This window comes from Pseudomonas sp. NPDC098740, assembly GCF_044760065.1.
Taxonomy (GTDB): Bacteria; Pseudomonadota; Gammaproteobacteria; order Pseudomonadales; family Pseudomonadaceae; genus Aquipseudomonas; species Aquipseudomonas rossensis.
This window is the reverse complement of record NZ_JBIWAM010000004.1, coordinates 33,214-52,573: the sequence shown is the minus strand read 5'-3', so window position 1 is coordinate 52,573 and position 19,360 is coordinate 33,214. Positions and strand designations below refer to the sequence as shown.

20 protein-coding genes, 1 tRNA gene and 1 pseudogene are annotated in these 19,360 nt (G+C 58.9%); 7 read left to right on the top strand and 15 right to left on the bottom strand.

All coding sequences use genetic code 11. From position 1 onward, the window contains the following. Positions 1-8 precede the first annotated feature (8 nt). From ACIQU2_RS06345 to ACIQU2_RS06315, 7 genes are all read right to left on the bottom strand, one after another. Positions 9-1,031, bottom strand: a complete 1,023-nt coding sequence (locus ACIQU2_RS06345) for an ABC transporter permease (RefSeq protein ID WP_403139448.1) — start codon at positions 1,029-1,031, stop codon at positions 9-11. Next, complete coding sequence (locus ACIQU2_RS06340; RefSeq protein WP_403139447.1) at positions 1,031-2,092, bottom strand: microcin C ABC transporter permease YejB; 1,062 nt, start codon at positions 2,090-2,092, stop codon at positions 1,031-1,033. The genes ACIQU2_RS06345 and ACIQU2_RS06340 overlap by 1 nt, the downstream gene beginning before the upstream one ends. Continuing rightward, positions 2,092-3,960: an extracellular solute-binding protein gene (locus tag ACIQU2_RS06335; RefSeq protein ID WP_403139445.1), complete on the bottom strand. Its 1,869-nt coding sequence runs from the start codon at positions 3,958-3,960 to the stop codon at positions 2,092-2,094. Before ACIQU2_RS06335 ends, ACIQU2_RS06340 begins: the two co-directional genes overlap by 1 nt. Before the next feature lie 135 nt (positions 3,961-4,095). Beyond that, positions 4,096-4,377 (bottom strand): peptidylprolyl isomerase, encoded by a 282-nt coding sequence (locus ACIQU2_RS06330; RefSeq protein WP_403139443.1) that lies wholly within the window; start codon positions 4,375-4,377, stop codon positions 4,096-4,098. 108 nt (positions 4,378-4,485) lie between these two features. Then, positions 4,486-5,367 carry an esterase/lipase family protein gene (locus tag ACIQU2_RS06325; protein ID WP_403139441.1) on the bottom strand — a complete coding sequence of 294 codons (882 nt, stop codon included), beginning with the start codon at positions 5,365-5,367 and terminating at the stop codon, positions 4,486-4,488. A 288-nt stretch (positions 5,368-5,655) separates the two neighbouring features. Beyond that, a complete protein-coding gene (locus ACIQU2_RS06320) occupies positions 5,656-6,744 on the bottom strand; it encodes a 3-deoxy-7-phosphoheptulonate synthase (RefSeq protein WP_403139440.1) in 1,089 nt (362 codons plus the stop codon). A 336-nt stretch (positions 6,745-7,080) separates the two neighbouring features. Further along, positions 7,081-7,209, bottom strand: coding sequence for a hypothetical protein (locus ACIQU2_RS06315; protein ID WP_347806549.1), 129 nt, complete (start codon positions 7,207-7,209; stop codon positions 7,081-7,083). A gap of 160 nt (positions 7,210-7,369) precedes the next feature. Here ACIQU2_RS06315 and ACIQU2_RS06310 point away from each other — a divergent pair, with 160 nt between their 5' ends. The 7 genes from ACIQU2_RS06310 (at position 7,370) to ACIQU2_RS06280 (ending at position 12,265) form a co-directional block, all read left to right on the top strand. Further along, complete coding sequence (locus tag ACIQU2_RS06310; RefSeq protein WP_403139438.1) at positions 7,370-8,128, top strand: carbon-nitrogen hydrolase family protein; 759 nt, start codon at positions 7,370-7,372, stop codon at positions 8,126-8,128. Next, positions 8,128-8,571 carry a GNAT family N-acetyltransferase gene (locus ACIQU2_RS06305; RefSeq protein ID WP_403139437.1) on the top strand — a complete coding sequence of 148 codons (444 nt, stop codon included), beginning with the start codon at positions 8,128-8,130 and terminating at the stop codon, positions 8,569-8,571. The genes ACIQU2_RS06310 and ACIQU2_RS06305 overlap by 1 nt, the downstream gene beginning before the upstream one ends. Positions 8,572-8,697: 126 nt before the next feature. After that, a complete protein-coding gene (uvrY, locus tag ACIQU2_RS06300) occupies positions 8,698-9,339 on the top strand; it encodes a UvrY/SirA/GacA family response regulator transcription factor (RefSeq protein WP_008015884.1) in 642 nt (213 codons plus the stop codon). A 2-nt stretch (positions 9,340-9,341) separates the two neighbouring features. Continuing rightward, on the top strand, positions 9,342-11,165 hold the full coding sequence (gene uvrC, locus ACIQU2_RS06295) for an excinuclease ABC subunit UvrC (RefSeq protein ID WP_129443717.1): 1,824 nt from the start codon (positions 9,342-9,344) through the stop codon (positions 11,163-11,165). Between the two features lie 32 nt (positions 11,166-11,197). Next, positions 11,198-11,758 (top strand): CDP-diacylglycerol--glycerol-3-phosphate 3-phosphatidyltransferase, encoded by a 561-nt coding sequence (gene pgsA, locus ACIQU2_RS06290; RefSeq protein ID WP_008150904.1) that lies wholly within the window; start codon positions 11,198-11,200, stop codon positions 11,756-11,758. 62 nt (positions 11,759-11,820) lie between these two features. Next, positions 11,821-11,896: transfer RNA gene (locus tag ACIQU2_RS06285), tRNA-Gly, on the top strand. Between the two features lie 225 nt (positions 11,897-12,121). Further along, positions 12,122-12,265, top strand: coding sequence for an Arm DNA-binding domain-containing protein (locus ACIQU2_RS06280; protein ID WP_403139434.1), 144 nt, complete (start codon positions 12,122-12,124; stop codon positions 12,263-12,265). Between the two features lie 126 nt (positions 12,266-12,391). On the opposite strand, the gene ACIQU2_RS06275 is transcribed toward ACIQU2_RS06280, so the two are convergent. The 8 genes and pseudogenes from ACIQU2_RS06275 to ACIQU2_RS06240 all read right to left on the bottom strand — a co-directional run bounded on the left by ACIQU2_RS06275 (position 12,392) and on the right by ACIQU2_RS06240 (position 19,324). Continuing rightward, on the bottom strand, positions 12,392-12,793 hold the full coding sequence (locus ACIQU2_RS06275; RefSeq protein ID WP_403139433.1) for a type II toxin-antitoxin system RelE/ParE family toxin: 402 nt from the start codon (positions 12,791-12,793) through the stop codon (positions 12,392-12,394). 2 nt (positions 12,794-12,795) lie between these two features. Next, a complete protein-coding gene (locus ACIQU2_RS06270; protein ID WP_024698769.1) occupies positions 12,796-13,086 on the bottom strand; it encodes a type II toxin-antitoxin system ParD family antitoxin in 291 nt (96 codons plus the stop codon). A gap of 203 nt (positions 13,087-13,289) precedes the next feature. Next, positions 13,290-13,504, bottom strand: a pseudogene (locus ACIQU2_RS06265) (hypothetical protein). A gap of 32 nt (positions 13,505-13,536) precedes the next feature. After that, on the bottom strand, positions 13,537-14,079 hold the full coding sequence (locus tag ACIQU2_RS06260) for a transposase (RefSeq protein WP_403139430.1): 543 nt from the start codon (positions 14,077-14,079) through the stop codon (positions 13,537-13,539). A gap of 278 nt (positions 14,080-14,357) precedes the next feature. Continuing rightward, positions 14,358-15,215 carry a hypothetical protein gene (locus ACIQU2_RS06255; protein WP_403139428.1) on the bottom strand — a complete coding sequence of 286 codons (858 nt, stop codon included), beginning with the start codon at positions 15,213-15,215 and terminating at the stop codon, positions 14,358-14,360. An 84-nt stretch (positions 15,216-15,299) separates the two neighbouring features. Beyond that, positions 15,300-16,466 carry an XdhC family protein gene (locus ACIQU2_RS06250; protein WP_403139426.1) on the bottom strand — a complete coding sequence of 389 codons (1,167 nt, stop codon included), beginning with the start codon at positions 16,464-16,466 and terminating at the stop codon, positions 15,300-15,302. A gap of 89 nt (positions 16,467-16,555) precedes the next feature. Further along, entirely contained in the window at positions 16,556-17,944 is a 1,389-nt protein-coding gene (locus tag ACIQU2_RS06245) for an amidohydrolase family protein (protein ID WP_403139425.1), read from the bottom strand. Positions 17,945-17,956: 12 nt separating this feature from the next. Next, positions 17,957-19,324, bottom strand: coding sequence for a nucleobase:cation symporter-2 family protein (locus tag ACIQU2_RS06240; protein WP_403139423.1), 1,368 nt, complete (start codon positions 19,322-19,324; stop codon positions 17,957-17,959). Positions 19,325-19,360: the final 36 nt, after the last annotated feature.

Here is a 19,360-nt window from a genome sequence, read left to right as displayed (position 1 = left end):
AGTCCGCTTCATGACCGAGGATCAAAGGCATCACGCAATGCCTCCCCGATAAACACCAGTAAAGAAAGAATCAACGCCAGGGCAAAAAATGCCGTCAGCCCCAGCCACGGCGCTTGCAGGTTCTGCTTGCCTTGGCCGATCAACTCGCCCAGCGAGGCACTGCCGGCCGGCATGCCGAAACCGAGGAAGTCCAGCGCCGTGAGGGTCGAGATTGCCCCGGTCAGAATGAACGGCAGGTAGCTCAGGGTCGCATTCATCGCGTTGGGCAGAATATGCCGGACGATGACTTTACGGTCGGTCAGGCCCAACGCGCGCGCAGCTTTGACGTATTCCAGGTTGCGTCCGCGCAGAAACTCCGCGCGCACCACGTCCACCAGGGCCAGCCAGGAAAACAGCGCCATGATCCCCAACAGCCACCAGAAATTGGGCTCGACGAAACCCGACAGGATGATCAGCAGGTACAGCACCGGCAGCCCTGACCAAACCTCCAGCAACCGTTGACCGATCAGGTCGACCCAGCCGCCGTAGTAGCCTTGCAGGGCGCCGGCCGCGATGCCGATCAGTGCGCTGACAAAGGTCAGTATCAAGGCAAACAGGATCGACACCCTCGCACCGAAAATCACTCGGGCCAACACGTCCCGCGCCTGGTCGTCGGTGCCCAGCCAGTTGACCTTCGTCGGAGGGCTGGGCGTGGGTTGATTGAGGTCATAGTTCGGCGTGTCGTCGCTGAAGGGGATTGGCGGGAACAGCATCCAGCCACCGTCCTGGTGAATCAGCTTCTGCACATAATCGCTGCGGTAGTCCGCCTGGAACGGCAGCTGCCCGCCAAATTCCTGCTCGGTATGACGCTTCAGGGCCGGGAAGTAGAGCGAGCCCTGATAACTGACGATCAGCGGTTTGTCGTTGGCGATCAGCTCGCCACCGAGGGTCAGCAGGAACAGCCCGACAAACAGCCACAGCGACCACCAGCCACGACGGTTTTTCTTGAAACGCTCAAAACGACGACGACCTAACGGTGAGAGCTTGAACATCAGGCGTTCCTCGCGGCGAAGTCGATACGCGGGTCGACGAGGGTGTAGCAGAGGTCACCGACGAGTTTTATCAGGAGACCAAACAGCGTGAAGATGAACAGCGAACCGAATACCACCGGATAGTCCCGTGACACCGCGGCTTCGTAGCTCATGCGACCCAGGCCGTCGAGAGAGAAAATCACTTCGATCAGCAGGGAACCGGCGAAAAATACGCTGATAAACGCCTGGGGAATCCCCGAGACCACCAGCAACATGGCATTGCGAAACACGTGACCGTAGAGCACTCGGCGTTCGCTCAGACCCTTGGCGCGGGCGGTGACCACGTACTGGCGCGTGATTTCATTGAGGAAGGAGTTCTTGGTCAGAATGGTCAGCGTGGCGAACCCGCCGATCACCAGCGCTGTCACCGGCAATACCAGGTGCCAGAAGTAATCGGCGATTTTGCCCGCGGTCGATAATGAATCGAAGTTGTCCGAGACCAGCCCGCGCACCGGGAACCAGTTCAGCGAGGTGCCACCGGCGAAGACCACGATCAGGAACATCGCGAACAGGAACGCCGGCATGGCGTAGCCGATGACGATCGCGGTGCTGCTCCAGATATCGAAATGGCTGCCGTGGTGCACGGCCTTGCGGATGCCCAAAGGAATCGACACCAGGTAGGTGATCAGTGTCGCCCAGAGCCCAAGGGAAATGGTCACCGGCATTTTTTCCAGGATCAGATCGGTGACGGTCGCACCACGGAAAAAGCTCTTGCCGAAGTCCAGGCGCGCGTAACTGGTGAGCATCAGCCACAGGCGTTCGTGCGCCGGCTTATCGAAGCCGTATTGCTTTTCGATGTCCTTGATCAGTTGCGGGTCGAGGCCGCGACTGGATCGGGAGGTGCCGGACATGCGTTCGCCTGAACCGCCGCCGACACTCGCGCCGCCGATGCCTTGCAATTGCGCGATGGCCTGTTCCACCGGGCCGCCCGGCGCGGCCTGGACGATGATGAAGTTGACCAGAAGAATGATCACCAACGTCGGAATGATCAGCAGCAGACGCCGCAGTATGTAAGCCCACATCAGTGCGGCCCTCCGGGTTTGCCACGGCTGATTTGCTCAGCGGTCATCTGTTGGTTGGTCAGTGGCGTGGTGCTGATTTCCCACCAGCTCTCGATGGCTTCGTCATTGCTCGCTTGCTCGTTGGGCCTGCCAAAACGATTCCACCACACGGTGGAGCTGCCCGGCGGGTAATAGTTGGGAATCCAGTAGTAGTTCCATTGCAGCACCCGGTCCAGCGCGTGGGCGTAGTGCAGCATTTCGGGTTGGGTGGTGGCGCGAACCAGCCCGGCGATCAGTGTGTCGACCGCCGGATTTTTCAAGACCATGTAGTTATTGGCGCCAGGGTCGTTGGCCGAGACCGAGCCGAAGTAATTGAGCAGTTCACCCCCGGGCGAAGTCGTCACCGGGTAGCCGGTGACGATCATGTCGTAGTCGCGGCTCATCAGGCGATTCACGTATTGGGACGAGTCGATACGGCGGATGTTCATGTCGATGCCGATCTGTTTCAGGGTGCGCTTATAAGGCAGTAGCAAGCGGTCCATGCCGTTCTGGCTGACCAGGAAAGTGAAACTCAACGACTTGCCTTCGGCGTTGACCAGTTGATCACCGTCGGGTTTCCAGCCAGCCTGTTCGAGCAAATCGAGTGCCTGCAACTGTTTGTCGCGTATCACGCCACTGCCATCGGTTTTCGGTGCCTGGAAAACCTGGGTGAACACCTCGTCGGGGATCTGCCCGCGCAGCGGTTCGAGAATCGCCAGTTCGCCGGCGTCCGGCAGGTGTCGGGCGGCGAGGTCGGTGTTGGAAAAGTAGCTCTGCTGGCGGATGTACATGTCGCGCATCATCTGCCGGTTGCTCCACTCGAAATCCCAAAGCATGGCCAGTGCCTGACGCACTCGACGGTCCTGGAACAGCGGGTTTTGCAGATTGAACACAAAGCCCTGAGCCGTTTGGGGAGCTTGCGTTGCCAGGTGCGCCTTTTGCAGTCGCCCGTCACTCAGGGTCGGGCCGTCGTAGCCGATGGAGTAACCGGTGGCGGAAAATTCTCGGTTGTAGTCGTAGGCTCCGCCGCGCAGGACCTGACGGGCGACGTCGGTATCGCCGAAGTACTCGATGCTGAAACGATCGAAGTTGTAGAGGCCGCGGCTGACCGGTAAATCCTTGCCCCACCAATCGGCATTGCGCTCGAAGGTGATGCTGCGACCGGAGTCGACCTTGCTCACCCTGTAGGGGCCGCTGCCTAAAGGTGGCTCGTAACCGCCACCATTGGCGAAGTCGCGAGTCTTCCACCAATGCTCGGGAAACACCGGCAAGGTCGCGATATCAAGGGGAAGGGTACGGTTTTCATTACTTTTAAAGTCGAACCGAACCGTTAGAGGTGATTCCACTTCGACGCCTTTGACGTCGGCAAATTGGGTGCGATAACGCAGGCTGCCCTGGGTCATCAACAGGTCGAAGGTGTAGCGCACGTCTTCAGCCGTGATCGGTTTGCCGTCGGCGAAACGGGCCTTGGGGTTCAGGTAGAAGCGCAGGAACAAACCGTCGTCCGAGCGCTCCATCTTCTGAGCCACCAGGCCGTACACGGTGTAAGGCTCGTCCAGCGAACGCTGGGCGAGGGGCGAGTAAAGCAGGCCGTCGATCTGTGTGACGCCAATGCCTTTATCGATGTAGGGCAACATATGATCGAAATGACCGATTTCGACGGCCGAGCGGCGCATCGTGCCACCCTTGGGGGCTTGCGGGTTTGTGTAGGCAAAATGACTAAAGCCGGCAGGATACTTCGCCGGTTCACCGTACACGGTCAACGCATGTTGCGGTGCTGCAATCACACCGGTGGCGCTCAACAACAGGGCCACGGCCGTGAACAATAAAGTAGGGAACGCCAGTCGCATTGTCAGCCTTAGAGCCGGGTGGTCAATAACCACAATTTGTACGCTAGCGGCGCGTCCCTCGCCACTCGTATCACGTAACTGAAACACAACGGCCCACCAAAAGGCGGGCCGCTGTGCAGAAAACTTAAAGGTTGATCAGTCCTGACGGCTGGTCACTTCCAGCAGGTGGTAACCGAACTGGGTCTTGACCGGGCCTTGCACCACGTTGATCGGTGCGCTGAAGACCACGGCGTCGAATTCCTTGACCATCTGGCCTGGACCGAACGAACCCAGATCACCGCCCTGGCGGCTGGACGGGCAAGTGGAGTTGGCTTTGGCGACGTCGGCGAAATCGGCGCCGCCTTCGATTTGGGTTTTCAATTCGTTGCACTTGGCTTCGCTGGCAACGAGGATGTGACGGGCAGTGGCTTTAGCCATGGTGAAATACTCCTTTCAATGTTCAGTAAAGTGCGGAGCCTACCGGATTCAGTGGTCTATTTCTTCTCAAAGTTCCGTACAGACTATGCAGGCCGGTACGGTTTTCCTTTATAGGCCGGCATTTCTCAGGCGCTCCGCATGTTGCACATACAGGGCAATCGGGTCGATGCCCTTGCGCAGCGGACCGGCGGTCTGGCTGAGGCTGTCCAGATGATCCAGCGGGTAGTCGGACCGGATGACTTTGCCCAAATGGGAGCTGTAGCGGCCAACCAGGCCATCGTTCTGCTCGGGTTCGGTGGTGAAGTAGTGGGAAAAGGAGCGGAGGAACCCGTGCAGCGGATTCAGTGCATCGAGCCCTTTGTCGAGAATGTCGCCCTGCAAGGTCCCGCTCCAGGAGTAATAGCGTACGCCGTCGACCAGCTCGCGACCCTTGCCACCCCAGGTTTTCGGCAACCCTTGGGGGTACTTGTCGTTGAACGCGCCTACACCTTCGGTGGTCAGGGCATTCAGAGCGGCGATGGCGTTCTGCGGCAGGTGACGGTGACCGCTGAGCAACGACAGAAAGTCTGCAAACAACGTTGCAACCGTCGTGGCGACGTGTTCCGGCAGGCGCCCGGGCGTCAGCGCCTTGCGCAAGAAATCGGCCAGTTCCGAGCCGTGATTGGGTCCACTGACGGATGTCACCGAAGCGATTACCTCCGGCGCTGTCGCTGCCGCGTAACGTGCAGCGAGTGCGCCTTGGCTGTGGCCGATCAGGTTGACTTTGTTCGCACCGGTTCCTTCCAGTACTCGTTCTATCTGCGCCAGCAGTTGGTCGCCTCGAACTTCATTGCTATGGGTAGCCGACAAGTGCGGGATAAACACTCTTGCGCCTGCACTCCTGAGGGCCTGCTTGACGTCATGAAAGAGTTCGATCTTGCCGATGCGATCGAAGCCGAAGAGCCCGTGGACCAACAGAATCGGATACTGAGTAGTTGCATTCCGTAGCATGTTCTTTCCTTTTTCGCAGTCGTTCAGAGGTGTGTTGATGGGCTCACTCTAAAGCACACCAGCTGTTCGGCGTTGTATGAAAAAGCCGCTGTAACCTGATGAAAACGGAATAGAAAATGTACGAAAGTTCGAAAGTAGATGAGGTCTTGTTCGGAATATTTGGACATCTTTTTATCTGTAACAGAGCGTTTTCTTGCGATGGCCTACTTCGGGAACATCCTTTGCCTGTTGATAGTGTCTCGATTCCGACGTCCAGTCCTCGATGGGAGGACTGGAAGAGGGGGTGACTCACGCCGATTGTTGATTCCTGCTCTGCGCTCTGAGCCGATCGGCTGTCTGGCGCAACAGTAATTCCGTCCCGCTCCAGCCAAGGCAGCCATCTGTTACTGATACGCCGTAACGCATTGATGGGCCCAGCGGTTGGCAGCCTTCGAACAAGTGACTCTCGATCATCATGCCGATCAGTGATCGATCACCTTGCAGGCGCTGTTCAAGCACATCGTTAAACACCGCTGGCTGACGCAACGGGTCTTTGCCGCTATTGGCATGGCTGCAGTCGACCATAATCCGGGCCGGAATCTTCAGTTTGGTCAAGTCACTGTTCACCTGGGCGACGCTGTCGCGGTCGTAGTTCGGCCCGCGGTGTCCGCCACGCAGCACCAGGTGGGTGTCGGGATTGCCCGGCGTCTGAATGATTGCCGGATGACCTTGGCTGTCGACACCGAAATGACGATGCGGATGGGCGGCAGAGCGCATGGCGTCGCTGGCAACACCGACACCACCATCGGTGCCGTTCTTGAAGCCGACCGGCATGCTCAGGCCACTGGCCATTTCCCGATGGATCTGCGATTCGGTGGTGCGAGCGCCAATAGCGACCCAGCTCAGCAGGTCGTCGAAGTAGCCGGAAGCCATCGGTTGCAGTAATTCGGTGGCAATCGGCAGTCCCAGGCGGAGCATTTCGCGCATCAACTCGCGGGACAGCGTCAAGCCGCCGGCCATGTCGTCGCTGCCATCAAGCTGCGGGTCGTAGGCCAGGCCTTTCCAGCCGATGGTGGTGCGGGGTTTTTCGACGTAGGCGCGCATCACCAGCAGCATTTCATCGCTGACCTCGGCGGCGAGGCGGGCGAGGTTGCCGGCGTATTCGAGGGCGGACTGAGGATCGTGAATCGAGCAGGGGCCGACGATGACCAGCAGACGGGAGTCTTCACCGTTGAGGATCGCGCGAACCGCTTGGCGGTGGGCGGCGACTTGCTGGCTCAGGGCATTGCTGAGTGGCAGTTGCTGTTTGAGTTGCAATGAGCTTGGCAGACGCAAGGTCAGCGCTTCATTGGCAGGGCTCAAGGTGGACAGCGGTAGAGCGGAGACGGACGAGTTCATATTCGGGCTTCCTGGGCAGGCGGCGGGTTCGTTCCCGCGCACTCGGCCCTACTGGGGTGTTCGACAATTGGCCGGATTGGCTGCGTGTGTGTGCTTGCCACCTGTGGGTGACCGATCGGAGGCGGCAGGCTGTCCCGAGCGGAAGCTGGTAAATCGCCAGGCGGTAAAACTGTCGTGACGGTAATAAGTGGCGTAGTTCATTTTTGAATCCTCTGGTTGTCTGGTGTGTCGCTAAAAATGTGCGGGGCTGAAAAAACAAAACCCCCGGTCGGGAAGCCGACCGGGGGTTGAGAATTCTCTGGTGGCGACCCGTTTAAAGTGGGCGCCGTGTGGGTATCAGGCGCGCCAGTGGCTAAACCAATACCCAAAATAAAAGCTGACCGGAGCACAAACGTCATTCACCCGGGCAGCCGCCACCGAGCGCAGGGCGCTGACGGTACGAAGCGGTGAGAGGGCGTTGAACATGGTTTGTCTCCGATGAGTGCGCCGAGCTTACTAGAGGCCAGTACACGGATTCAATCAGAAAATGCTATCGATCACCGACGGCATTTTCTATCGCTTGAGTGCGTCGCCGGTTGTGACACACTTTGTGTTCCGCTTACGTACAACGTCACAAGGACGAACCATGACGCCCCTGATCATCGCCGCTGCTCAATCGATCTCCATCGCCGGTGACCTTGCCGCAAATATTGTGTGGCATCAGCGCTTCATACAACTTGCCGCGGAGCAGGGCGTGCAGTTGTTGGTGTTTCCGGAGTTATCGCTGACCGGGTGCGAGCGTGGACTTGCGGCTGAATTGGCTATTGCGCCAGACGCCGAGGTTCTGCAACCGCTACGGGATTTCGCGCGGGAAGTCGGTGTGACGACAGTCGTCGGGATGCCGATTCGCCTGTCGCAGGATTCGCCCGTATTGATTGGGGCGCTGGTGTTGGGCGCTGATGGATCGCTCGGGATCTACAGCAAGCAACATCTGCATCCAGGCGAGGAGGTTGCATTTGCACCGGGCACCGGCGGTTCGACCCTGACCATCGGTGCCGATACGGTCGCGTTGGCGGTGTGCGCGGATTTCTCTCACGCCAGTCATGCCGCCGCGGCGGCGCAGCAAGGCGCCGATCTCTATGCGGCGGGCGTGCTGATCACGGAAAACGGCTACGCCCCGGATACCGCGTTGCTGCAAGGCTACGCCAGCGCTCATTCGATGACGGTACTGATGGCCAACCATGGCGGTGCAACGGGTGGCTGGGAATCGGCAGGACGCAGCGCGATCTGGGCGTCGGACGGCTCGCTGGTTGCAGCCGCACCGGGTACAGGCAACCTGATGGTCGTGGCTCGGCGCGATGCTGATGGCTGGAAGGGGCAAATAGTGGCTGTCGCGGAGGCATGATGGCATTTGAATTACGCCCGGCGGCGCTCCGGGACCTCGACTTCGCTCGTGAACTGACCCGCAAAAACATGCTGCGCTATTACATTCAGCACGATCTGCTGTGGCAGGACGAAGGTTTCGATGTTGGCTGGGCAGGGCGCGAGAACTGGTTGATTGTGCGCGGTGAGGCATTGGTGGGTTTCGTAAGCCTGAGTCGTGATGCCAAAGCCCTGTACATCCGCGAGTTGCATGTCATCGAAGCATTTCGAGGGCAGGGCGCCGGTTCCTGGACGATTGATCAGGTATTCGCCATGGCGTGCAAGGAACGGCGTCCGGCATTGCGTTTGACGGTTTTTGAAAATAATCCCGCGCAAGCGTTGTATGAGAGAAAGGGGCTCAAGGTGGTCGGCACAGACGAGTGTTTCCTGAGAATGCAGCGCGATATCGATGCCTCGCCTGGCTGAAACACGCATACGACAAGCCTTTCAAGATGTATTGAAACTTTTTATATGACGCTTGCCGCTAGGTCTGCCAGTCGCTTTTTGCTAAGGTGTCGGCAACCCAATAAGACCATTTCGCGAGGTGTCTGCTTGATTAGGGTGCTAGTAGTCGATGATCATGATCTCGTTCGTACAGGCATTACACGAATGCTGGCTGACATCGATGGCCTGCAAGTGGTCGGCCAGGCTGAGTCAGGCGAAGAATCCCTGCTCAAGGCGCGTGAGTTGAAACCCGATGTGGTATTGATGGACGTCAAGATGCCCGGCATCGGCGGTCTTGAAGCCACGCGCAAATTATTGCGCAGTCATCCGGATATCAAAGTCGTCGCGGTCACCGTTTGCGAAGAAGATCCGTTTCCGACTCGGTTGTTGCAGGCCGGTGCCGCGGGTTATCTGACCAAGGGCGCCGGATTGCCGGAAATGGTCCAGGCTATCCGCCTGGTGTTTGCCGGGCAGCGCTACATCAGCCCGCAGATTGCACAGCAACTGGCGATCAAATCCTTCCAGCCGACCAATGATTCGCCTTTCGATGCCTTGTCGGAGCGGGAAATCCAGATCGCGCTGATGATTGTCGGCTGTCAGAAGGTCCAGATCATTTCCGATAAACTGTGTCTGTCGCCAAAAACCGTGAACACTTACCGTTACCGCATTTTCGAAAAGCTTTCGATCAGCAGCGATGTCGAGTTGACGCTGTTGGCGGTTCGTCACGGCATGGTCGATGCTAGCCTCTAAAAATGACTGAAGTCTTCGATCCAAGCGCCTTTCTGTCGACGGTCAGTGGGCGTCCTGGTGTGTATCGCATGTTCGACAGCGAGGCACGCCTGCTCTACGTCGGCAAGGCCAAGAACCTCAAGAATCGTCTGTCGAGTTATTTCCGCAAATCCGGTCTTGCGCCCAAGACCGCGGCGCTGGTTGCGCGTATCGCTCAGGTCGAAACGACGATTACGGCCAATGAAACCGAAGCCTTGTTGCTTGAGCAGACTCTGATCAAGGAGTGGCGTCCGCCCTACAACATCCTGCTGCGCGACGATAAATCCTACCCCTACGTCTTTCTCTCGGATGGTCAGTTTCCACGCTTGAGCATCCATCGGGGTGCAAAAAAGGCCAAGGGCAAATACTTCGGCCCTTATCCCAGCGCCGGCGCCATTCGCGAAAGCCTGAGCCTGCTGCAGAAGACGTTTTTTGTTCGTCAGTGCGAAGACAGCTATTACAAGAACCGCACCCGTCCTTGCCTGCAATACCAGATCAAACGCTGCAAGGCGCCCTGTGTCGGGCTGGTGGAGCCTGAGGTATACGCTGAAGACGTACGGCACTCGGTGATGTTCCTTGAGGGGCGCAGCAATGCGCTGACGGATGAGTTGTCCGCAGGAATGGAAGAGGCGGCGATCAACCTCGAGTTCGAACGTGCGGCCGAGTTGCGGGATCAGATTTCATTGCTGCGCCGGGTCCAGGACCAGCAAAGCATGGAAGGCGGGACGGGCGATGTCGACGTGATCGCGGCGTTTGTCAATCCGGGTGGTGCCTGCGTTCATTTGATCAGTGTGCGCGGTGGGCGGGTGCTGGGGAGCAAGAACTTCTTCCCGCAGGTGGGTATTGAAGAGGACGTTTCTGAAGTCATGGCGGCGTTTCTCGGCCAGTACTTCATCAGCAGTCCTGAGCGCGACTTGCCGAGCGAACTGATCGTCAACGTGGTTCACGAAGACTTCCCGACCCTGATCTCGGCCATCGATGAGCTGCGCGGTCGCGAATTGACCATCAGTCATAGGGTTCGTGGTACGCGAGCACGCTGGCAACAGTTGGCGGTCACCAATGCCGAGCAGGCCCTGGGAGCGCGACTGGCTAACCGTCAACACGTTGCTGCACGTTTCGATGCCCTGGCGGAAGTGTTGAATCTGGATGAGCCACCACAGCGCCTGGAGTGTTACGACATCAGTCACTCCAGTGGTGAAGCAACCGTGGCGTCCTGCGTGGTGTTCGGCCCCGAAGGTCCGATCAAGTCCGACTACCGTCGCTACAACATTGAAGGCGTCACCCCGGGCGATGACTACGCCGCGATGCATCAGGCCCTGACTCGACGCTTCAGCAAACTGAAGGACGGGGAGGGCAAGCTACCGGACATTTTGCTGGTGGACGGTGGCAAGGGGCAGCTGTCCATGGCCCGCGACGTGCTCAATGAACTGGCCGTGCCTGACCTGATTCTGCTGGGCGTGGCCAAGGGCGCCACGCGCAAGGCCGGTTTCGAAACCCTGTACCTGAATGATGCTGCCCACGAATTCACCTTGCGCGGTGATTCCCCCGCGCTGCATTTGATCCAGCAGATACGCGACGAAGCTCACCGTTTCGCGATTACCGGGCACCGCGCCCGTCGCGGGAAAACTCGCCGCACGTCTACACTGGAGGGCGTCGCCGGTGTCGGACCGACCCGTCGCCGCGATTTGTTGAAACATTTTGGTGGATTGCAGGAGCTGTCTCGTGCCAGCATCGAAGAGATCGCCAAAGCACCCGGGATCAGTAAAAAGCTCGCAGAGTTGATTTATGCCAATCTGCACAGCGAGTAGAATGCCCCCTCACCTCGTAGCCAGTTGTGCCGATGAATATCCCTAATCTGATTACCGTACTACGCGTCCTGCTCATTCCGATCTTCATTTTACTGTTCTACCTGCCGTATCAATGGAGCTACCTGGCGTCCGCCTCGGTGTTCGCATTTGCCGCCGCCACAGACTGGCTGGATGGGTATCTGGCCCGCCGACTGGAACAAAGCACACCGTTCGGGGCTTTCCTCGATCCCGTGGCTGACAAGCTGATGGTCGCTGTTGCGCTGGTATTGCTGGTGCAAGAACATGGCAACCTGTGGCTCACACTGCCGGCCGCCGTGATCATCGGTCGCGAGATTGTCGTCTCGGCACTTCGCGAATGGATGGCCGAACTCGGCGCCCGCGCTCACGTCGCGGTGTCGAACCTGGGCAAATGGAAAACCGCCGCGCAGATGCTGGCGCTGGTGATCCTGCTGGCCAATCCGTCGGATTTCACGTTCTGGGTGCTGCTGGGTTACGCCTTGCTGCTGATATCCGCGGGCCTGACGTTGTGGTCCATGGTCCAATATTTGCGGGCTGCCTGGCCGCATCTGAAGACCGACGTGGAAAAGAAATAAACTTTTTTGAATCAAGGGGTTGACGGGGTACCTGGATTCTATAGAATGCGCCTCACCAAGACGCGGGAATAGCTCAGTTGGTAGAGCACGACCTTGCCAAGGTCGGGGTCGCGAGTTCGAGTCTCGTTTCCCGCTCCAATTATTGTTCTACAGGCTTCCATTGAAGTCTGTAGAGAATGAAAAAAGAGGCTTCGGCCTCTTTTTTAGTTCCAGTAAGTTCCACTCGAAAACACTACCATCCACGTTTTCTTAGTACATTTTTTAGTACATTAATCCGGCGCCTGGTAGATCACTTTTTCGTGGTACTTAACTCATCGGAAGCCGTACAAATTTCCTCTATTCAAACGAGACGGAGATTGTACGATGGCTCTCACCGATACTGCAGTCCGGCACGCCAAACCCCGCGCCAAGGACTACACCCTCCCTGACTACAACGGCCTCGCTCTTTTCGTGAATACGAAAGGCGCCAAGTACTGGCACTTCCGCTTTTGCTGGGCGGATAAGTAACCCCGTATTTCTCTCGGTACAGATCCTGAAATTAGTTACGAGATGCTCGCGCTCTGCGTGGTGCTGCCCGGGCGCTGGTCGCCAGAGGCATCGATCCGCGTGTCCATCGGCAGCTGGAGCGTAATGCTAGGCGCCTGGCCTCGGAAAACGCCTGAGAAGCGGTTGTTCAGCATTGAAAGTGGCACGCAAAGTTGAACATCGTGTTTCTGGTCGTGGGTCTCGATAGTCCGGTCGGACCCAGTCGTTTGCCACACGATAGAACACGATATGGCGTGGGCTTTTGACCGTCCCGTGGGGGTGTTTGGCCTGCTGGCGTGAATAGATGAGGTGGTAGCTGCGAAGGCCCGGTGCAAGCTCATCGCGGTCCTGGCTGCCAATACGATAAGGCGTGCCGGCAATAGCTTGCAGCGCCGCGAGGATCAGCGCCTGGTAGCGCTGGCGTGCTTGATCGCCGAACTGCGTCTGGGAGAGCCTGAGGATGTCGACAATGTCGGCGCGCGCTGCGTTGGAAATCCGATACTGCGGCATGCTCAGTGTTTCTCTCTCGCGGGGAGGGTTGCCTCCAGGCTCAAGCCCTCGAGGTAATGCTCCAGATCCCCTTCGTTCAACTGAGTAAAGCGCCCGTGCTCAAGGTCCATGATGCCGATCGAGGTCGCCTGACGCAGGGCCTCAATTTTGGCGGTGTCTTCGGCGACACGCTGTTCCAATAGACGCAAACCTTCTCGCATCACTTCGCTGGCATTTTGATAACGGCCGGACTGAACCAGGTCTTGGATAACCTGTTCCTGGTGAGGGGTGAGAACAACGTTTCGAGTCGCCATGGGTGGGCTCCAGATCAGCGCAAACAGGTTTCGATCGTTGGCATATTATGCCATTTTGCCCGCGAACATATAGATTTGGGTTTGTTTCTGACGAACTGGATCGTACGGGTTCATCCGCCGCGCCGAACAGAGCGTGCTGGCTCCGGAGTGTATTTGCAAATGCTCAAAAGGGTGTTGCAGGCGGGACGTCGGCGCCGTCTTGATCAGAGTGCGCCTTGGGCCCTCAGCCTGGCCAGGCCCTGTTTGATGAATCCGGCGTTCTCACGGATCGTGTGAAGCGCGCCGCGGACATTGTCGCCAGTATCCGTCGCACCTTGGCTCTCAACCCTCAACGTCAACTCCATCAGGGCCGCCTCTAAGCAAGCTGGTTTTGGTATAGACGTTCGAGAACATCGGGTAGCGAGTTTTCAGTGGGCATCGTTTCGAGGGGGGGCTCCCGGGATGAATGGGTCAGGCCGCTGTCCGATCCGGTTGGTAATCAGTGCCGTTGCGCAGCATCGCCCAAGCCATGCGTGCGGTTTTATTGGCCAGTGCGATAGCGGCCACGTTGGGAGGTGAGCGCTCGGCTAAACGGACAACCCACCGGCTGAGTCGATCGTCTTTGGATTTGGCCGTGCGCAGTACCGACACCTGAATATCCTGTTGTTCGATGGTTTTGATGGCGACGAAGCGCATGCTGCGACGGCTCATCGCCTCACAGATTGCCTCGGCATCGTTGGTGTCATGCTTGTTGCTCTGGACGTATGGCTTGACGAACTGCGGCGCGATCAGCCTCACCCGAAATCCACGTGCCTGTGGCTGCGGCGCCCAATAGTGCGCACCGCCACATCTTTCCATTCCGATCTCACAGCCGGGCTCGATCTTCTCCTGCACTGTTTGAAGCCAGCGATCACGAGGTAAACGCTGCTGCCAGACCGGCTGCTCATGACGATCCACGCCGTGAATCTGAAACACGTTCTTGGCCAAGCCGACCCCAAGGCGCATAAGCTTCATGTGTAGACTCCTACTCACGGTTGACTGCGGTTCGCACCTTCAGTCTGGCACTCGAGATGCCGAGGTGAGGAGGAGTTCCCACCGCTTATGGCCAGTAGCTGCCTGTCGCAGACCTCATTGAGGTTTAGCCGTATGAGTCCGGTCGGCACACCGCCCGGCTTCCGGCCCGAGGCTAAGTTGTAGGGTCAACTCCCACGCATTAGTGCGGACATTATCCATGGAGTCGGTAAGCTCAATGCAAATGTCCGTGTAAGACGGTGTACCTTCTGATTGGAGCATTACAGATGCCATTCCAGATTCAGAAACGGCGTATTGGCCTCGGTGCCAGGTGTGTTGGCAGAGTTGTTACCGAACTTGTTCTTCCAGTACTCGTAACCCACCCCGGCAAAGAAGGTATCTTTCTTGCCGACAGTGAGCTCGCCCACGTCCACCAGCAAGGTGAGGTGCACGAGCGTTTCACTGACGCTGTCGTTGCCGAAGCCGTCCTTGCCCTTGGGCGGGACGAAGTTGGCAAAACCCTTCCATTTGAGCGGTACCGAACCGAGCTGAAATGGAATGTCCCAGGCGGTTTCCAAGTAGTAAGTGTCGTTGAAGCGGATATCGTGCTCCTGGGCGAACGGCAAGCCATTGTGGTTGCGCTCGGAGCGGTACATCACACTGAAGTCCCAAAAACCTGTCACGTTGAAATTGATCGTCGGGCCGATGACGAGCATGCGTTTTGCTGGCGCGAAGGCAGTGTTTTTGGTGTTCCAGTCGACGCCACCCGAAAGTGACCAGTCCCGAACGGGTCCCCACTTGAAATCCTGGCCGGATATTTTATTCAGTGAAAGTTGATGGCGATATATCGCATACACCTCGGTAGCACCGTTGTCGCCGCCGGCGGCTGGATCGTCTTTATCGGAAAACAACACCTGCACGTCGAGGAAGTTGCTGCCGTATTTGTATCCGTCAACGTGAGTGAACTCAACGATGTGTTTGGCGATCGGGCCATCGATGCCCGGCTCAGCGAAGTGGGTGCCATACCAGTAACTGATTGAGTTATCGCTCCAGTCGGCAGCTTGCAATGAAGTGGCCGTCGTCAATAACAGAGTACTGATGGCAAAGGTCTGCCGAACGAGAAACGTGCGGTTCTGCATCTTTCATTTCCTTGAGTAGTCGTCCACTTCGGCTTGAGGGACTTTTTTATAGGTGCCGAGAAACTGTTGCCGTTTGAAACCAGCTCAATCGACCGCTGCCGCTGCCTCCAACTTTTCACACACCAGCAAATCCACGTAATGAATCGGTTTGCTCCGATGCTTGAGCATCCCGCCGTTACGCAGATTCAACGCCGCCGTCATCTCCGCCAGAATCGAGAGCGCGACGCTTCCGGGCGCATCGCAGCCAAGGTCCAGGCCCATTGGGTAGTGCAGCTGTAGCAATGCATTCAGGGCAGGATTATGTTGGCGAATGTCGGTCAACAAGCGCTCGGTCCGCTCGCGGGGGCCGAGTTGGCCGATGTAGGCCGGTGCGCCTTGCAGCAATTGGCCGAGCCAGTGTCGGTCCTGGCGGTAGCTGTGAGACATGACGGCTACCGCTGCGTCGTTGATCAACGGGGCGAGGTCAAAGGGGGCGTCGAGGTCCGCGACGATGACGGCATCGGCCTGCGGGAAGCGTTCAGGGCGGGCAAAGTGGCTACGGCTGTCGATCACGCTGACGTGCCAGCCCAGCAGTTTGCTCATGCGCACCAGCGGCTGTGCGTCGTGACCGGCACCGAAGATCACCAGACGCGGCGGCGGGGCCAGGTATTCGAAAAACACCTCGAACTCTCCATGGGCGCCGGTGTAGAGCCGCAGAGAGGATTTCTTCTCGCTGAGTGTTTTGCGCAGCTCGTTGCGGACCGTGCTGTCCAGCGCTGGATTGCGCAGCGCGGGGCCTGCGCCCGACACCACCTGATCGCCAACCCGCACTGACGAGCGACGTGACGTGGCAATGATGGTCGCCATGGCCGCCGGCTGCAGGCTGTCACGCACCTGCCGCAACAGTTCGATGGCTATCGACGGGGTTTTCACGCGCAGGCGTTCGAGCATGACGAACACCGTGCCGTTGCAGCCGAGGCCGAAGGTCAGGGCGCTTTGCTCGTCGTCTTCATCCTCGGTGGCGCCGGTGCTGTAGCGGCGCACCACCGGCTCGCCGGATTCGGTCAACCACCAGGCTTTTTTGGCCAGATCCTGTTCCAGGCAACCGCCGCTGACGGTACCGATGGTTCGGCCGTGGAAGGGGATGAGCATGCGTGCGCCGGGGCGGCGATAGGCCGAACCTTCGACCTTGACCACGGTGGCGAGGACGGTTTCTTCGCCTTGCCGCGCGGCAGTTTCGATGGCGTGGAGGAGGTCGTTTAGACCGGACATGGTTTGTTATCCCGAAAGTAGGTGCGGAACCTGTAGGAGCCGGCTTGCTGGCTAGCCAACTCCAACAGGGGGATGTGTGTGCGGCCAGATCAGTCGACGACATGCATCAACTGCTGCACCCCCTCCCACGCTTCAGCGCGCATGCGCTCCAGATCCAGCCCCGGAATCACGCCGTCGTCGACCACCAGCCGTCCCCCGACCATGCTGTATCGCACGGCAATCGGCTCACCCGCGACCACCGGCGCCACCGCGATATCGTGAAAGCCAAAGAACCGTGGATGATCGAGGCCATAGATCACCAGATCGGCGGCCTGACCAATTTCCAGCGTTCCGACCGAACCCAGCCCCAACACTTGCGCGCCGCCGGCCGAGCCCCAATGAATCACATCTTCGGCGGTGGTCGCTGAAGCCCCTTGTTCGGCCCGATGAATCAACCACGCCGTGTGCGCTTCACCGACCATGCTCCCGGATTCGTTCGATGCCACGCCATCGACCCCAAGCGATATCGGCACCCCGGCCTCATACATTTGTGGCACCGGCGCGACGCCGCTGCCCAGCCGCGCATTGCTCACCGGGCAGTGAGAAATGCCGGTACCCGTTTGCGCGAGCATGCGGATTTCCCCCGGTTGCAAGTGCACCGCGTGGGCGAACCAGACGTCCGGGCCGAGCCATTCGTGTTCGGCGACAAACTCCACGGGCAGGCAGTTGTACTTTTCGCGGCAGAAGTTGACGTAATTCTGAGTCTCCGAAAGGTGCGTGTGCAACCGCAGACCTAGGCCACGCGCGGTGTGGGCCAGTTCGCGCAGCAGCGTTGGCGGCAACGAGAAGGTCGGTGTGGTCGGCGCGACCACCACTCGACGCATCGCATCCGGCGTGTCCTGGTGATACAGCGACTTGAGCCGCTCGATATCGCCGACCATCTGGTCCAGCGTCTCCGGTTGCAGCGCGGTTTTCGAGAAGCCGGGGTGAGCGCTGGCCGATTCCAGTGCACCGCCCCGGCACAGCACAAAGCGCATACCAAACTCATCAGCCATGTCGAACAGCAGGTCGCCGGTCTCGGTGGTGCCGTTGGCGTGGTAGAGATAATGGTGATCGGCGCAGGTCGTAACCCCCGACAACAGCAACTCGGCCATGCCCAACCGCGCAGCGATCCGCGTCAGTTGCGGAGTAAAGCGGTTGAGACGCGGGTAGGGCACGCTGGCCAGCCAGCCTTGCAGATCCTGATTCAACCCTTCGGGCACGGCTTTGAGCAGGTTCTGGAACAGGTGATGGTGGGTGTTGATCCAGCCGGGATAGACCACCGAGTTTCGGGCGTCGATCACTCGCTCACCGGGTTGCGCAACCAAGCCTTCGGCCATTTCGGCAATGCGACCGTTGACGATGCGGATATCGACGCTACCGGCCCGTGCACGCGTGCCGCGCAAGCCGGTCATCACCGCCACCGGGTTTTTGATCAGGATGTTTTGAAGTTGAGTCATGTGCTACTCCAGTCAGAGGCTGTGGGGCGCAGGCTTGGTGGCTGTGCCATCGGGAGCACTGACGCCGTTGAGCGCCGCGTTGAGCAGCACCGACACCAGGCAGGCAATCACCACGCTGCTATGCAGGAACGGCTGGGACCACTCGGGCATTTGCTTGAACAGGGCTGGCGCTAACACCGGCACCAGGGCGGCGGCGATGGTGAAGCCGACGATCAATACGTTGAAGCGGTTGCGCTCGTAATCGACTTTGGCCAGGGTCTGAATGCCCGCTGCGGCGACCACCCCGAACATGGCAATCCCGGCACCCCCGAGGGCGGCGGTCGGCATCGACGCGATGATCGCCCCGGCCTTTGGCACCAGCGCCACGGAACACATCAGCAAACCGCTGATCGCCACTACCCAGCGACTGCGCACGCCGGTCAAAATCACCAGCCCGACGTTCTCCATGAAGGCAATGAACGGAAACGCAGCGAACATCCCGGCGATGGTGCTCGCCAGGCCATTGGCGCGCAGGCCATTGATCACCTGTTTTTCTTCTACCGGTTTGTCGACGATGTCGCCGATGGCCACGAACAGCCCCATGGACTCGACCATCTGCACGATCATCACCACCACGATGGTCGCAATCGGGATCAGGCTGAAGGTCGGCAGGCCGAAGTAGAACGGGTAAGGCACGGTGAGCCAGGGCGCTTCCTGCACGCTGTGAAAACTGCCCATGCCCAGACCGTAAGCCAGTCCCGCACCCACCAGCATCCCGATCAGCACCGCCATGTTGCGCATCATCGGCCCACCATAACGGTTGACCAAAAGAATGGTCGAGAGCACCACGGCGGCGACGGCAAGGTACGCCGGCGCCCCGAAATCGCTGGCGTTGCGGCCACCACCGATCCACTCATAGGCAATCGGGAACAGCTGCAAACCGATCACCGTGACAATGCAGCCGGTGACCACCGGCGGAAAGTACCGACGCAATCGGCCCACGAACGGCGCGACGAGCATCGTAAAGATCCCCGCGCCGATCACCGCCCCGCAGACCCCGGCGAACCCCACCTCCGGGTTGGTACCGATGGCGATGACCGGGCCGACACTGCTGAACGCCACGCCCTGCAAGATCGGCAAACGCACACCGAATTTCCAGAAGCCGACGGTTTGTAAAAGCGTGGCGATGCCGGAGCAGAACAGCGTGGTGCTGATCAGCACCACGGTGTCGGCCTGGGACATTTTCAGGGCGCTGGCGACAATCAACGGCACGGCGATGGCACCGATGTACGAGACGGCCATGTGTTGCAGGCCAAGGGTGAGCATTTGGCGGACCGGCAGAATCTGGTCGACCGGGTGGACGGTGGAAGGGGTTTTTGATGGGGATGTGGCTGACGACATGGGGAATCACCTCTTGCTGTTTTTATGCTGTAGAGA

Bases quoted from the DNA above. Each gene is read 5' to 3' on its own strand.
- ACIQU2_RS06345 (WP_403139448.1), bottom strand. From the start codon at position 1,031: ATGTTCAAGCTCTCACCGTTAGGTCGTCGTCGTTTTGAGCGTTTCAAG.
- ACIQU2_RS06340 (WP_403139447.1), bottom strand. From the start codon at position 2,092: ATGTGGGCTTACATACTGCGGCGTCTGCTGCTGATCATTCCGACGTTG.
- ACIQU2_RS06335 (WP_403139445.1), bottom strand. From the start codon at position 3,960: ATGCGACTGGCGTTCCCTACTTTATTGTTCACGGCCGTGGCCCTGTTG.
- ACIQU2_RS06330 (WP_403139443.1), bottom strand. From the start codon at position 4,377: ATGGCTAAAGCCACTGCCCGTCACATCCTCGTTGCCAGCGAAGCCAAG.
- ACIQU2_RS06325 (WP_403139441.1), bottom strand. From the start codon at position 5,367: ATGCTACGGAATGCAACTACTCAGTATCCGATTCTGTTGGTCCACGGG.
- ACIQU2_RS06320 (WP_403139440.1), bottom strand. From the start codon at position 6,744: ATGAACTCGTCCGTCTCCGCTCTACCGCTGTCCACCTTGAGCCCTGCC.
- ACIQU2_RS06315 (WP_347806549.1), bottom strand. From the start codon at position 7,209: ATGTTCAACGCCCTCTCACCGCTTCGTACCGTCAGCGCCCTGCGCTCG.
- ACIQU2_RS06310 (WP_403139438.1), top strand. From the start codon at position 7,370: ATGACGCCCCTGATCATCGCCGCTGCTCAATCGATCTCCATCGCCGGT.
- ACIQU2_RS06305 (WP_403139437.1), top strand. From the start codon at position 8,128: ATGGCATTTGAATTACGCCCGGCGGCGCTCCGGGACCTCGACTTCGCT.
- uvrC (WP_129443717.1), top strand. From the start codon at position 9,342: ATGACTGAAGTCTTCGATCCAAGCGCCTTTCTGTCGACGGTCAGTGGG.
- pgsA (WP_008150904.1), top strand. From the start codon at position 11,198: ATGAATATCCCTAATCTGATTACCGTACTACGCGTCCTGCTCATTCCG.
- ACIQU2_RS06280 (WP_403139434.1), top strand. From the start codon at position 12,122: ATGGCTCTCACCGATACTGCAGTCCGGCACGCCAAACCCCGCGCCAAG.
- ACIQU2_RS06275 (WP_403139433.1), bottom strand. From the start codon at position 12,793: ATGCCGCAGTATCGGATTTCCAACGCAGCGCGCGCCGACATTGTCGAC.
- ACIQU2_RS06270 (WP_024698769.1), bottom strand. From the start codon at position 13,086: ATGGCGACTCGAAACGTTGTTCTCACCCCTCACCAGGAACAGGTTATC.
- ACIQU2_RS06260 (WP_403139430.1), bottom strand. From the start codon at position 14,079: ATGAAGCTTATGCGCCTTGGGGTCGGCTTGGCCAAGAACGTGTTTCAG.
- ACIQU2_RS06255 (WP_403139428.1), bottom strand. From the start codon at position 15,215: ATGCAGAACCGCACGTTTCTCGTTCGGCAGACCTTTGCCATCAGTACT.
- ACIQU2_RS06250 (WP_403139426.1), bottom strand. From the start codon at position 16,466: ATGTCCGGTCTAAACGACCTCCTCCACGCCATCGAAACTGCCGCGCGG.
- ACIQU2_RS06245 (WP_403139425.1), bottom strand. From the start codon at position 17,944: ATGACTCAACTTCAAAACATCCTGATCAAAAACCCGGTGGCGGTGATG.
- ACIQU2_RS06240 (WP_403139423.1), bottom strand. From the start codon at position 19,324: ATGTCGTCAGCCACATCCCCATCAAAAACCCCTTCCACCGTCCACCCG.